Origin of the sequence: Mycobacterium tilburgii (assembly GCF_902168065.1) — a bacterium.
Classification (GTDB): Bacteria; Actinomycetota; Actinomycetes; order Mycobacteriales; family Mycobacteriaceae; genus Mycobacterium; species Mycobacterium tilburgii.
Genome location: NZ_LR655697.1, coordinates 23,704 through 36,112 on the forward strand (window position 1 = coordinate 23,704; position 12,409 = coordinate 36,112).

The 12,409-nt window shown below is 66.4% G+C and carries 19 protein-coding genes and 2 pseudogenes; 7 read left to right on the forward strand and 14 right to left on the reverse strand.

Features of this window, described 5'->3' with window-relative positions; translation table 11 throughout:
• The first annotated feature begins 30 nt into the window (after positions 1 to 30).
• Positions 31 to 1,200 carry a DUF6542 domain-containing protein gene (locus FQ389_RS05440; RefSeq protein ID WP_144206286.1) on the forward strand — a complete coding sequence of 390 codons (1,170 nt, stop codon included), beginning with the start codon at positions 31 to 33 and terminating at the stop codon, positions 1,198 to 1,200.
• Positions 1,201 to 1,222: 22 nt separating this feature from the next.
• Here the strand turns inward: FQ389_RS05440 and FQ389_RS05445 are convergent, their stop codons facing one another.
• Positions 1,223 to 2,221 carry a 4-hydroxy-3-methylbut-2-enyl diphosphate reductase gene (locus FQ389_RS05445; protein ID WP_144206287.1) on the reverse strand — a complete coding sequence of 333 codons (999 nt, stop codon included), beginning with the start codon at positions 2,219 to 2,221 and terminating at the stop codon, positions 1,223 to 1,225.
• 91 nt (positions 2,222 to 2,312) lie between these two features.
• Here FQ389_RS05445 and FQ389_RS05450 point away from each other — a divergent pair, with 91 nt between their 5' ends.
• The 6 genes and pseudogenes from FQ389_RS05450 to FQ389_RS05480 form a co-directional block, all read left to right on the forward strand.
• Entirely contained in the window at positions 2,313 to 2,897 is a 585-nt protein-coding gene (locus FQ389_RS05450; RefSeq protein ID WP_144206288.1) for a lipid droplet-associated protein, read from the forward strand.
• Entirely contained in the window at positions 2,894 to 4,153 is a 1,260-nt protein-coding gene (gene xseA, locus FQ389_RS05455; RefSeq protein WP_144206289.1) for an exodeoxyribonuclease VII large subunit, read from the forward strand. Before FQ389_RS05450 ends, xseA begins: the two co-directional genes overlap by 4 nt.
• Positions 4,143 to 4,415 (forward strand): exodeoxyribonuclease VII small subunit, encoded by a 273-nt coding sequence (locus FQ389_RS05460; RefSeq protein ID WP_144206290.1) that lies wholly within the window; start codon positions 4,143 to 4,145, stop codon positions 4,413 to 4,415. The genes xseA and FQ389_RS05460 overlap by 11 nt, the downstream gene beginning before the upstream one ends.
• Before the next feature lie 57 nt (positions 4,416 to 4,472).
• Positions 4,473 to 5,582: a 3-beta-hydroxysteroid dehydrogenase gene (locus tag FQ389_RS05465; RefSeq protein WP_144206339.1), complete on the forward strand. Its 1,110-nt coding sequence runs from the start codon at positions 4,473 to 4,475 to the stop codon at positions 5,580 to 5,582.
• Positions 5,583 to 5,655: 73 nt separating this feature from the next.
• Positions 5,656 to 6,281, forward strand: a pseudogene (locus FQ389_RS05475) (AI-2E family transporter); the annotation flags it as partial.
• Positions 6,281 to 7,057: pseudogene (locus tag FQ389_RS05480) on the forward strand (LLM class flavin-dependent oxidoreductase); the annotation flags it as partial. The pseudogenes FQ389_RS05475 and FQ389_RS05480, both read left to right, overlap by 1 nt.
• Here FQ389_RS05480 and FQ389_RS19140 read toward each other — a convergent pair.
• From FQ389_RS19140 to rplN, 13 genes are all read right to left on the reverse strand, one after another.
• On the reverse strand, positions 7,058 to 7,288 hold the full coding sequence (locus FQ389_RS19140; protein WP_260860529.1) for an alpha/beta hydrolase family protein: 231 nt from the start codon (positions 7,286 to 7,288) through the stop codon (positions 7,058 to 7,060).
• Complete coding sequence (locus FQ389_RS19145) at positions 7,236 to 7,451, reverse strand: hypothetical protein (protein ID WP_260860532.1); 216 nt, start codon at positions 7,449 to 7,451, stop codon at positions 7,236 to 7,238. Before FQ389_RS19145 ends, FQ389_RS19140 begins: the two co-directional genes overlap by 53 nt.
• 226 nt (positions 7,452 to 7,677) lie before the next feature.
• On the reverse strand, positions 7,678 to 7,863 hold the full coding sequence (locus tag FQ389_RS19150; protein ID WP_260860516.1) for a hypothetical protein: 186 nt from the start codon (positions 7,861 to 7,863) through the stop codon (positions 7,678 to 7,680).
• A 248-nt stretch (positions 7,864 to 8,111) separates the two neighbouring features.
• Positions 8,112 to 8,555, reverse strand: coding sequence for a 50S ribosomal protein L15 (rplO, locus tag FQ389_RS05490; protein ID WP_144206292.1), 444 nt, complete (start codon positions 8,553 to 8,555; stop codon positions 8,112 to 8,114).
• Positions 8,552 to 8,749 carry a 50S ribosomal protein L30 gene (gene rpmD / locus FQ389_RS05495; RefSeq protein WP_144206293.1) on the reverse strand — a complete coding sequence of 66 codons (198 nt, stop codon included), beginning with the start codon at positions 8,747 to 8,749 and terminating at the stop codon, positions 8,552 to 8,554. Before rpmD ends, rplO begins: the two co-directional genes overlap by 4 nt.
• Positions 8,746 to 9,423: a 30S ribosomal protein S5 gene (rpsE, locus tag FQ389_RS05500; protein WP_144206294.1), complete on the reverse strand. Its 678-nt coding sequence runs from the start codon at positions 9,421 to 9,423 to the stop codon at positions 8,746 to 8,748. Before rpsE ends, rpmD begins: the two co-directional genes overlap by 4 nt.
• 22 nt (positions 9,424 to 9,445) lie before the next feature.
• Positions 9,446 to 9,814: a 50S ribosomal protein L18 gene (rplR, locus tag FQ389_RS05505; protein ID WP_186296281.1), complete on the reverse strand. Its 369-nt coding sequence runs from the start codon at positions 9,812 to 9,814 to the stop codon at positions 9,446 to 9,448.
• A gap of 38 nt (positions 9,815 to 9,852) precedes the next feature.
• Positions 9,853 to 10,392, reverse strand: coding sequence for a 50S ribosomal protein L6 (gene rplF / locus FQ389_RS05510; RefSeq protein ID WP_144206296.1), 540 nt, complete (start codon positions 10,390 to 10,392; stop codon positions 9,853 to 9,855).
• 23 nt (positions 10,393 to 10,415) lie between these two features.
• Entirely contained in the window at positions 10,416 to 10,814 is a 399-nt protein-coding gene (gene rpsH, locus FQ389_RS05515) for a 30S ribosomal protein S8 (protein WP_144206297.1), read from the reverse strand.
• A gap of 138 nt (positions 10,815 to 10,952) precedes the next feature.
• Positions 10,953 to 11,138 (reverse strand): type Z 30S ribosomal protein S14, encoded by a 186-nt coding sequence (locus FQ389_RS05520; RefSeq protein ID WP_003873499.1) that lies wholly within the window; start codon positions 11,136 to 11,138, stop codon positions 10,953 to 10,955.
• 2 nt (positions 11,139 to 11,140) lie between these two features.
• A complete protein-coding gene (gene rplE / locus FQ389_RS05525; protein ID WP_144206298.1) occupies positions 11,141 to 11,704 on the reverse strand; it encodes a 50S ribosomal protein L5 in 564 nt (187 codons plus the stop codon).
• Between the two features lie 4 nt (positions 11,705 to 11,708).
• Complete coding sequence (rplX, locus tag FQ389_RS05530) at positions 11,709 to 12,026, reverse strand: 50S ribosomal protein L24 (RefSeq protein ID WP_144206299.1); 318 nt, start codon at positions 12,024 to 12,026, stop codon at positions 11,709 to 11,711.
• Positions 12,027 to 12,395 carry a 50S ribosomal protein L14 gene (gene rplN, locus FQ389_RS05535; protein ID WP_003403649.1) on the reverse strand — a complete coding sequence of 123 codons (369 nt, stop codon included), beginning with the start codon at positions 12,393 to 12,395 and terminating at the stop codon, positions 12,027 to 12,029.
• Positions 12,396 to 12,409 lie beyond the last annotated feature (14 nt).

Below are 12,409 nucleotides of genomic sequence, written 5' to 3' on the forward strand. Positions count from 1 at the left end.
GTTTGGGGCCATTCCCGGTACGGTCTACATGTGTCAGCGCAGCGGGGAACCTCGGCAGTAGAAGCTGCCCATCGCTCGGCCCATCCCAACATTCCGGGCGTGCCGTGGTGGGTCGCCTTGCTCATCGCCGTGACCGGCACTGCCGTCGGCTATGGAATCGACTCCGGGGTCGGGCACAAGGAGCTTACCGGCATTTTCGCCTGCCTCTATATAGCGGGCTGTGTGGCGGCAGTGCTGGCCGTGCGAAAGGACGGCTTATTCACCGCGGTCATCCAGCCACCGTTGATCCTGTTCTGCGCCGTCCCCGGCGCCTACTGGCTGTTCCACGGCGGCAAGATCGGCAGCCTCAAGGACCTGCTGATCAACTGCGGCTATCCGCTGATCGAGCGGTTCCCGCTGATGCTGGGTACCGCCGGCGGGGTGCTGCTGATCGGCCTGATCAGATGGTACTTCGCGGCGTCACAGCGGATGGCCGCCAAAGACGACGCCGGTAGCCTGGCCGGTTCGTCGCTCCTCCAGGCCGTCAGCGCGAAACTCAACTCGCTGCTGGGCGTCGCGTCGCCGCAGGAATACCCCGAGGACCCCGATAAGCACGACGCAGACTCCGCGCGACGCCCGGCGCGGGGAACGACCAAATCCGGCCGCCCGGTCCGCGGCTCCCGGTCCGGCGCTACCCGAAACCGATCCCACCACGCCCGCCCGGCGCCGAACGACGACCATGGCGCCCCGGACGAGCGTCCGCGCCGGCGGCACCAGCCACCGCCTCGTGATGTCGATCCCGCCGATCCCTCGCACCGGTCGCCGCGGCGCCGTCCGAAACCACAGGATGACCCGCGCGCGCAGTCGCCGCGGGAAAGCCGCGACCCACGCGGCCGCCGGAGCCCGTACGAACGCCCCGCCCCGCGCACCAGCCGGTTCGATGACCCCGACCGCTATGAACCGCCCAGCTCGCGGGATCCCTACCGCCGCTACCAGTCCTACGACCCGTACGAGTCCTATCAGCGACCCCCGGAGCCCCGCCGTCGGCCCGCGACCAACGGCACCGGCAGCCCGGACTCGACGCATCCCCCGATCTCGCAGGTGCGCTACCGCGGATCGGGCCCGTCCGAGGAGTACCGCGGAGATCGTCGCGTCCGGCCGCAAGCCAACGGCCGGACGCAGGGACGACCGCCCGCGAACTCATGGGAATACGACACCTGAGTGGGGCCTGATTAGGTTCTGTTCAGGGCTGCAAACGGATCTCGCGGGGCAGCGCAAACACCAGCGTCTCCTGCGCGGTCGTCACCGGCTGCACCACGTCGAAGCCGGCTTCGGCCAGCCGCTCCAGCACGCCGCGCACCAGCCCCTCGGGAACGGATGCACCGGAGGTGACTCCGACCGTCCGCACACCCTCCAGCCACGCCGGGTCAATGTCGTCGGCCCAGTCGACCAGGTGCGCGGCCGCCGCGCCGCCGTCCTTGGCCACCTCGACCAGCCGCACCGAATTCGACGAATTGCGCGAGCCGACCACGATCACCAGCTCACATTCGGGCGCCATCGCCTTGACCGCGACCTGCCGGTTCTGCGTCGCATAGCAGATGTCGTTGCTCGGCGGGTCCTGCAGCCTGGGGAATCGCTCCCGGAGCCGCTCGACGATCTCCATGGTCTCGTCGACCGACAGCGTAGTCTGCGACAGCCACACCACCTTGTTCTCGTCGCGGACCGTCACGTCGTCTACCGCGGAAACGCCGTCGACCAGTTGCACATGCTCGGGGGCCTCGCCGGCCGTCCCGCTGACCTCCTCGTGGCCCTCGTGGCCGATCAGCAGGATGTCGTAGTCGTTGCGGGCGAATCGGCGCGCCTCGTTGTGCACCTTGGTCACCAACGGGCAGGTCGCATCGATGGTGCGCAGGTTGCGCGCGGCGGCGGCCGCGTGCACCGTCGGCGCCACGCCATGCGCGGAGAACACCACGATGGCCCCCTCCGGCACCTGGTCGGTCTCCTCGACGAAAACCGCGCCGGCCTTTTCCAGGGTGTCGACGACATGCCGGTTGTGCACGATCTCGTGCCGCACGTAGACCGGCACGCCATGCTTCTGCAGGACGCGCTCGACCGTCTCGACGGCCCGGTCCACGCCCGCGCAATAACCGCGCGGCTCCGCCAGTAGCACTCGTTTGCTAGACGGATCGGTGGTTACCGAGCTGGATGCGCCGGGAATCCCCATGTCAACAGTCGGCGGCATGGCATCCAGGGTATACGTTCTGCCGACACGGCACTGCCAGCTCGCGGCGCTGGGCTTGGACTTCGCCGCGGCTTAGGGCAATCTGGGATGCATGGCTACGGCACCGTATGGAGTTCGGCTACTGATCGGCGCAGCGACAGTCGCGGTCGAGGAAACGCTGAGACTGCCGAAGACAATCCTGATGTGCCCGATGACGGTAGCCAGTCAGGCGACGCACCTGGTGATGCGGTTTCAGCAGAATCTGGCGGAGCTGGTGATCAAGGGCGATTCGACCCTGGAATCCATCTTTCCGCCCAAGGACGAGAAGCCGGATTGGGCGACGTTTGACGAGGACACTAACGACGCCGACGACGTGGCGGGCGGCGCCGAATTGCCCGAAGGAGCCGGCGGTGATCGCCGGGCCGAGGGCCGGTTCGCATTATACTCGGTCGCCGACGCCGCGGTAGACGCCGGCGCACCGGCGACCCGTCAGCCCAGCAACGCGTCGGTCCCCGAGCCGTCGGTGGCGGCCGAGCTCGACTACCCGGCGTTGACGCTGGCCCAGCTGCGCGCCCGCGTGCAGTCACTGGGCGTCGACGAACTCGAAGAGCTGCTGGCCTACGAGCAGGCCACCAAGGCTCGGGCCCCGTTTCAGACGTTGCTGGCCAACAGGATCACCCGCGCGACCGCCAAGTGACGCGAGCGGCGAATCCGGGGCCGAACTCGGCCGAAAACCCGTTCCCGGTTCGCGCCGTCGCGATCCGGGTCGCGGGCTGGATCGACCGGCTGGGCACGGTGTGGGTCGAAGGGCAGTTGGCCCAGATCAACATTTGCGCCGACTCCAAGACCGTGTTCATGGTGCTGCGGGACCCGGCGGCCGACATGTCGCTCAGCGTGACGTGCCCGCGCGACCTGGTGCACAATGCGCCGGTGAAGTTGGTCGAGGGCACCCAGGTGGTGGTCTGCGGTAAGCCGTCGTTCTACACCGGGCGTGGCACGTTCTCGTTGCGGCTGTCCGAGATCCGCGCCGCGGGTGTCGGCGAACTGTTGGCCCGCATCGACCGGTTGCGCCGGCTGCTGGACGCCGAAGGCCTGTTCGACCTACGACTCAAGAGGCCAATTCCTTTCCTGCCCAACGTGATTGGGTTGATCACCGGACGAGCCAGCGCCGCCGAGCGCGACGTCACGACGGTGGCCGGTGCCCGCTGGCCGGCCGTGCGTTTCGCCATCCGCAACACCGCCGTGCAGGGACCCAACGCGGTTGCCCAAATCGTCGACGCGCTAAAGGAACTCGACCGCGACCCGGCCGTCGACGTGATCGTGCTCGCCCGCGGGGGCGGCAGCGTCGAGGATCTGCTACCGTTTTCCGACGAGACGCTGTGCCGGGCGATCGCGGCCTGCCGCACTCCGGTGATCAGCGCGGTGGGCCACGAACCGGACAATCCGCTCTGCGATCTGGTCGCGGACCTGCGGGCCGCCACGCCCACCGACGCGGCCAAGAAGATGGTCCCCGACACCGCCGCGGAGCAACAACTGCTTCGCGATCTGCGGCGGCGCAGCGCGCAGGCGTTGCGCAATTGGGTGTCGCACGAACAGCGTGCCTTGACCCAGCTGCGCAGCCGTCCCGTACTGGCCAAACCGCTGACCGCGTTGACCGCTCGGGCCGAGGAAATCCACCGCGCCCGCACGGCGGTCCGCCGCGACATCGCCCGGCTGGTCGCCGCCGAATCCGAACGCGTCGGCCACCTCGGCGCGCGGCTGGCCACCCTGGGCCCGGCGGCCACCCTGGCCCGCGGCTATGCGGTGGTGCAGACGGTGCCCGGGGCCGGCTCCGGCGAGCCCATGCGCGTGCTGCGCTCCGTGGACGACGCGCCGGCCGGCACCGCGTTACGGGTCCGGGTTTCCGACGGCGCAGTAGCGGCGGTGAGTGAAGGGCTGACCGATGGTCACTGACGACAACGACCGCGATACGAACCGCACGGGCCGTGGCAAAGGCGATGCGGTTACACCCATTAGTCAGCTCGGTTACGAAGCGTGCCGGGACGGGCTGATCGAGGTCGTGCGCACGCTGGAAAAGGGTGGATTGGACCTCGACGCATCGCTGAAGCTGTGGGAACGCGGCGAAGAGCTGGCAAGACGCTGCGAGGAACACTTAGCTGGCGCCCGCAAGCGTGTGGAGGACGCGCTGGCAGCAGGCCACGGCGACGACGCCTGAACAGGGTTATTCAGAAAACCCGATTGTTCAGGTTTTAAATTGGAACATGTTTCAGTTATCCTCTGCGGCATGGGTGATGCAGCGCTGACCACCGAGCTCGGGCGCGTTCTGGTCACCGGGGGCTCCGGGTTTGTCGGCGCCAACCTGGTGACCACACTGCTCGACCGCGGATACTCAGTACGGTCCTTCGACCGGGCCCCCTCGCCGTTGCCCCCGCATCCGCAACTGCAGGTGTTGCAGGGCGACATCACCGACGAGGCCGTCTGCGCGCAGGCGGTGGACGGCATCGACACCGTGTTCCACACCGCGGCAATCATCGACCTGATGGGCGGCGTGTCGGTGACCGACGAATACCGTCAGCGCAGCTTCGCCATCAACGTCGGCGGTACCCAGAATCTGGTGGCCGCCGGCCGCGCCGCGGGCGTGCAGCGATTCGTCTACACGTCCTCCAACAGCGTCGTGATGGGCGGCCAGAACATCGCGGGCGGCGACGAGACCATGCCCTACACCACACGTTTCAACGACCTTTACACCGAGACCAAGGTGGTGGCAGAGCGATACGTGTTGTCCCAGAACGGTGTTGCCAGCATGCTGACATGCGCGATCCGTCCCAGCGGAATCTGGGGCCGCGGCGACCAGACCATGTTCCGCAAGCTGTTCGAAAGCGTGATCGCCGGGCATGTCAAGGTGCTGATCGGCCGCAAGTCGGCCCGGCTGGATAACTCCTACGTGCACAACCTGATTTACGGTTTTCTGCTGGCCGCCCAGCACCTGGTGCCCGGCGGCACCGCACCCGGCCAGGCGTACTTCATCAACGATGCCGAGCCGATCAACATGTTCGAGTTCGCCCGACCAGTGGTGGAAGCGTGCGGGCAAACCTGGCCCCGCCTCCGCGTCAACGGGCCTATCGTACGCGCGGCCATGACCGGATGGCAGCGCCTGCACTTCCGGTTCGGCATCCCGGCGCCGCTACTGGAACCGCTGGCCGTGGAGCGGTTGTACCTGGACAACTTCTTCTCGGTCGCCAAGGCGACCCGGGATCTCGGCTACCAGCCCCTGTTCACCACTGAGAAGGCACTCACCGAGTGCCTGTCGTACTACGTGGAGATGTACCACCAGATGGAACGCGAAGCGCTGGCGGCTAAGACCGCCCGGCGTTCCCGGTAACACCGCGAGGCCGCTGCCGAAAACCGCCGTCGCAGGCTAGGGTTCAGCACAACAGCGAGGCGGAGGGCGGCGGATGAACACCGAATTCACGCTCACACAAAAACGCGCTGGCGGTTTTCACGCTGATCGCGCTGCTGTTCGGCGCCTACTTCCTGCGCGACTTCTTCGTACTCATCGTCGTGGCTGCTGTCGGGGCGTAATCTGTTCACGACGCTGTTCACCCGGTTCAACCGGCAGCTGGGCACCGGCCTGGCGGCGGCCTGCACCCTGTTGTCGGCGCTGGCGATGGTCATCGTGCAGGTCGGCCTGCTGGGGGTCCTGGCCGTCGTCCAGGTCTCCCGCACGCTGGGCAGCATCTCCGACTGTGTCAAGACCACCGACCCGTATTCTTGGCCTTGCTGGTGCACCGGGAGAGGTTGCGCACGCTGCTCGGGTCAGCTCAATCCGCTCGGGCCCGAAGTCACCAAGCTGTACCTGCGCAAGACGGGCGCCATGGTGCGCGACACCGTGTTCGGCCAGTTCGTCATCGCGTTGTGCCAAGGCGTGGCCGAGGCCGCATCGATCTACATCGCCGGGTTTCACCACGGCTTCTTCATTTTCGCGATTCTGCTGACGACGCTGTCGATCATCCCGCTGGGCGGCGGTATCGTCACGATCCCATTCGGCATCGGAATGATCTTCTACGGCAACATCTTCGGCTGGAACTGCTGTCCTTCTGCGCGGCGTACACGGAGCGGCTGCGGCTCGGGGTGGCCGTGCTGGTGAAGTCCCAGCACGAGCCGCTGGAGTTGGCTTCCACGGTGACCACGCTCGACCGGATCTGCCACGGCCGGCTCGACGTCGGCGTGGCACCGGGCCGCGGCGGACCCGCGCTGGCCGCCTTCGGTGTCGAAAAGGACACCTACATCTCGTATTTCACCGAGGGCCTGAAGTTGATGAAGGCGGCCTAGTCCGACGATCCGACGGTGGATTTCCACGGCCGGTTCCGCGACGTCGCCGACCTACCGTTCCAGCCCAAATCGATCCAGCGGCCGCACCCGCCGATCTGGTTCGGCGGCGTAGCCCCCAAGGCGCTGGCCAGGGCGGTACGCCTCGGCGACGCGTACATGGGCGCAGGCGCGTCGAGCACCGAAGCCTTTGCCACGACGGTCCCCGGCGTCCAGCGTGAACTAGCCGAACAGGGAAAGATTCGGCGCGCTTCCCGATCAGGAAGCGCGTCTACTTGATGATCGACGACGACGCGGCTCGTGCTCGCGAGCGGGTGCTCGACGGCCTGCGCCGCCTCTACGGCCAGATGCCCGGCGTCGACACGTTCCCGGTATCCGGCCACCCCCGACAACGTCGCCCGTGGGCTGAAAGAGGCGATCAACGCCAGGGCGCAGACGCTGCTGCTGAATCCTCTCGGCCTGGATGTGCCGGAAAATCGTGAGCAAATGGAACGCCTTGCCGCAGAGGTGATTCCGCAGCTGAACTGATCAGCGTCCGAGTTTGGCGATCAGCCGCTTCCCCATTTCGGCGATCGCGTCGTCGACTTCGGGCACCCAGCCGGCGGAGATGATGAAGGAGTGTTGCCCGCCCTCGACCTCACGCGCCTCGTTGCCGGCGGCCTCGAGGCGCCGGGCGGACTTCGCGTCCTCACCGGCGAGCACTTCGTCACTGCCCCAGAACACCGCGATCGGCGGCGGGCCAGACAGGTCGGCGGTGATCGGGCTGACCCGCGGGTCCGTCGGCGCTGACGCCGGTGCCGTCCAACCACGAGGACCGGAAGAACTCCGCAAGCGGACGCGACAACAGCCGGTCCCGGTCGGCGTTGTTGTCGGACAGCGTCAGGTCGACCCACGGAGAAATCGACACGATCGCGCCCGGCATCGCGGCTCCGTCGCGCAGCGCGATGGCCAGACCGACCTGGAAGTTGCCGCCGATCGAATGGTCAATGCTGGCAATGTTTTCCGGACGGTAGCCCTACAGCAGCCAATCATAGGCGTTGCGCACATCTTCGATCTGGGGGGCGGGGGGAACTTGTGTTCGGGCGCCCGCCGGAAGTTGAGCACCAGGGCCCGGGCGCCCGCCGCCTGCGCAATGTTCGCGGCGGCCCTTACAGTCGGAGTACATCGACGCGACGACGGTGCCGCCCATGTGGTTGTGCAGCAGCACCCGCTCCGGGGTCACTGTCGGCGGGAATGCACCACAGCGCCTGCACGCCGCCGGCGTTCACTTCCGCGTAGCTGACACCCTCGGGTTCGGTGGTCGCGACGTGCATCGTCTCGACCACGTAGCGCACCGCGGCCAGGTCGGAGTGGGGGTTGGCGGAGCGGGCACTCAGCGCGCCGAAAAGTCGGCGAACTCTTTTGCTTGCGTACTGACCATGGGGAGCACCTTTCGCGAGGTCATTGGATAGACGTCGTTATCGTAACGATACGTTATCTATGTGAGTAGCAGAGTCAAGCACGGTGAACCCATCTAGTGTGACGACACTAACCCGGCCCCCGCGCAGATGTGCGCGGGGGCCGTTGCGAAATCCGAAAGGTGTTAGGAAACTTCGGTTGCCGAGCCGCCGGCGGCGGTAATCTTCTCGCGGGCGCTGCCGCTGAAATTGTGCGCAGACACCTCGACCTTGACGGTCAGGTCGCCGTCCCCCAGAACCTTCACCAACGAGTTCTTGCGAACCGCACCCTTGGCCACCAGCTCCGCGATGCCGATGGCACCGCCCTCGGGGAACAGCCGGTTGATGTCACCGACGTTGACGATCTCGTACTGGGTGCGGAACCGGTTACGGAACCCCTTGAGCTTGGGCAGCCGCATGTGGATCGGCATCTGACCACCCTCGAAGGTGGTCGGCACGTTCTTGCGCGCCTTGGTGCCCTTGGTACCACGGCCTGCGGTCTTCCCCTTGGATCCCTCACCGCGACCGACACGGGTGCGCGCCGTCTTCGACCCGGGGGCGGGCTTGAGGTCGTGCAGCTTGATGGTCATTGTGTCTTCCCTTCAGGCGCCGACTCCACCTCGACGAGGTGGCGCACCACGGCGATCAGCCCGCGGGTCTGCGGGTTGTCCTCGAGAACCACCGAATGGCGAATCCGTCGCAGGCCCAGAGTCCGCAGGCTCTCTCGCTGTTTCCAGCGCGCACCGATGGTGCTGCGCACCTGGGTGATTTTCAACTGGCTCATTGCTGTGCCGTTCCCTCGCGCGCGGCGGTCGTAGCCAGCGCTTCACTTTCACGTCGTGCCTTGAGCATCCCGGCGGGGGCGACATCCTCGATCGGCAGACCGCGGCGTGCGGCCACCTCCTCCGGGCGCTGCAGCAGCTTGAGCGCGGCCACCGTCGCGTGCACCACGTTGATCGCGTTGTCGCTTCCCAGCGACTTGGCCAGGATGTCGTGCACCCCAGCGCATTCCAGCACGGCGCGGGCCGCACCGCCGGCGATCACACCGGTACCGGGGCTGGCCGGACGGAGCAGCACCTCCCCGGCGGCCGCCTCACCCTGCACCGGGTGCGTGATCGTGCCGCCGATCAGCGGGACCCGGAATAAGCCCTTGCGCGCCTCTTCCACCCCCTTGGCGATCGCGGCCGGAACTTCCTTGGCCTTGCCGTAGCCGACGCCGACCATGCCGACTCCATCACCCACGATGACCAGAGCGGTGAAGCTGAATCGCCGACCACCCTTGACCACCTTGGAAACCCGGTTAATGGCAACGACCCGCTCGAGATAGTTGCTCTTGTCGCAGTCGCGGTCCCTATCACGACCACCACGGCCGCCGTCGCGGCGGCCCCGTCCGTCACGGGAGTCGCGGGAATCGCGGCCGTCCGGGGCGCCTTGCCCCCCAGCGGACTGCTCCGCCATTACGCGATCCTTCCAGTTGTCATCAGAATTTCAATCCGTTCTCGCGGGCGGCGTCAGCCAGGGCCGCGATCCGTCCGCCGTAGGTGTATCCGCCACGGTCGAACACCACGCTGTCGATGCCGGCCGCCTTGGCGCGCTCGGCAATCAACTGGCCGACCCGCACACTGCGGGATTTCTTGTCCCCGTCCAGCCCACGCACGTCGGCCTCGATCGACGAGGCGGCGGCCAGCGTGGTGCCGTTCTCGTCGTTGACCAGTTGCACGTGGATGTGCCGCGCGGAGCGGTTCACCACCAGCCGCGGGCGCTGCGGGGTGCCCGAGATCTTCTTGCGTAGGCGGGCGTGCCGACGCAGCCGGGAAACCCGGCGAATTGCAGATACGCTCTGCCCCACCGGCTTCCGCTTGACGGTAGCTTGCTTTTGCGCCATGACTACTTACCTGTCTTTCCGACCTTGCGGCGGACCTGCTCACCCTCGTAGCGCACGCCCTTCCCCTTGTACGGGTCCGGGCGGCGCAGGCGGCGGATGTTCGCCGAAATCTGGCCGACCTTTTGCTTGTCGATTCCGGTGACACTGAACTTCGTCGGCGACTCGACGGCGAAGGTGATGCCGTCCGGGGCTTCGATCACCACGGGGTGGTTGTAGCCGAGCGCGAACTCGAGGTTGGAGCCCTTGAGCTGCACCCGGTAACCGACGCCGAAGATCTCCATCTTGGTGGAGTAACCTTGCGTGACGCCGGTGACCAGGTTGGAGACCAGAGTGCGCGACAGCCCGTGCAGCGACCGGCTTTCCCGCTCGTCATTCGGACGGTTGACCACGATGGCGCCGTCTGCACTGCGCTCCACCGTGATGGGCTCGGCCACGGTCAGGTCGAGGGTGCCCTTGGGACCCTTAGCCGAGACCCTCTGACCGTCGATCGTGACGTCGACTCCTGCGGGAACCGGAATCGGCTTCTTACCAATGCGCGACATAGTCTTTCGTTACCTCTCCCCGCCTACCACACGTACGCGAGGACTTCGCCGCCCACGCCATGTCTGGCTGCCTGACGGTCGGTGAGCAGGCCCGAGGAGGTCGAGATGATCGCCACGCCCAGACCACCGAGCACTCGCGGCAGATTGGTAGATTTCGCGTACACGCGCAGACCGGGCTTGGACACCCGGCGCAGGCCGGCGATGCTGCGCTCCCGGCCGGGGCCGTACTTGAGCTGAACCACCAGCGACTTGCCGACCCTAGCGTCTTTGGTCCGGAAATCGCTGATGTAGCCCTCGCCCTTGAGGATCTGCGCGATGTTGGCCTTCAGCTTGGAGTGCGGCAACGTCACCTCGTCGTGGTATGCCGAATTGGCGTTGCGCAGACGTGTCAAGAAGTCTGCGATCGGGTCCGTCATCGTCATCGAGCGCAACTCCTCTTCATCGCTGCGCTCTGCATCGTCGTTGTCGCAGTCATGACAGTGTCTGTCACCTTCCTCGCGGTGGTTCCCGGTCCGGGTCTGTCGCGCACCTGTTCTGGGTTGGTCCTGGGATCTCGGCTGTTACCAGCTGCTCTTCTGCACGCCCGGCAGCTCGCCGGCGTGCGCCATCTCGCGCAGGCAGATCCGGCACAGGCCGAACTTGCGGAAGACCGCACGCGGGCGGCCGCACTTGTTGCAGCGCGTGTAGCCGCGCACCGCGAACTTCGGCTTGCGCGCGGCCTTGTTGACCAATGCCTTCTTGGCCATGCTCAGTTCTCCTTGAGCGGAAAGCCGAGGGCCCGTAACAGCGCTCGTCCTTCGTCGTCAGTCGTCGCCGAGGTGACGACATTGATGTCCATGCCACGAACTCGGTCGATCTTGTCCACGTCGATCTCGTGGAACACCGACTGCTCGGACAGGCCGAAGGTGTAGTTGCCGACACCGTCGAACTGCTTGGGCGAGAGCCCGCGGAAGTCACGGATACGCGGCAGCGCGATCGACGTCAGCCGGTCGAGGAACTCCCACATGCGGTCTCCCCGCAGGGTCACCCGCGCGCCGATCGGCATGCCCTCACGCAGCTTGAACTGTGCAATGGACTTGCGCGCCCTGCGGACTTCGGGCCGCTGCCCGGTGATCAGCGCCAGGTCGTTGACGGCGCCGTTGATCAACTTGGCGTCGCGAGCCGCGTCGCCAACGCCCATGTGGACGACGACCTTGGCCACCGTCGGGATCTGCATGACGTTGCGGTAGCCGAACTCCTTGAGCAACGCATCGCGAATCTCGTTGCGGTAGCGCTCTTTCAGGCGCGGCTGCACTTTCTCTGCTGTGGTCATAGCCTCAGATGTCCTTGCCGTTGCGCTTGGAGATACGGACGCGCTTACCGGTTTCCTCGTCGACCCGGTATCCGACGCGGGTCGGCTTGCCGTCGGAGTCGACCACCATGACGTTGGAGGCGTCGATCGGCGCTTCCTGCGTGACGATTCCGCCGGACCGCGCTCCGCGCTGGTTGGTCGAAATGGCGGTGTGCTTCTTGATCGCGTTGACGCCCTCGACCAGCACACGGTTGTGGCCGGGGTAGACCTTCAGCACCTTGCCTTTGGCGCCCTTGTCCTTGCCCGCAATCACCAGGACGGTGTCGTCCTTTTTGACCTTCATTTACAAAACCTCCGGAGCCAGCGAGATGATCTTCATGAATCGCTTCTCACGCAGTTCACGCCCGACCGGCCCGAAGATGCGCGTCCCGCGCGGGTCGTTGTCGGGCTTGATGATCACCGCGGCGTTCTCGTCGAATTTGATGTAGCTGCCGTCGGGACGCCGGCGCTCTTTAACGGTGCGCACCACGACGGCCTTGACGACGTCGCCCCGCTTGACATTGCCGCCGGGGATGGCGTCTTTCACGGTGGCGACGATGACATCACCGATGCCGGCGTAGCGTCGCGACGAACCACCGAGCACCCGGATGCACAAGATCTCCTTGGCGCCGGTGTTGTCGGCGACCTTCAGCCGCGATTCCTGCTGAATCACTCGATCTCCTGACT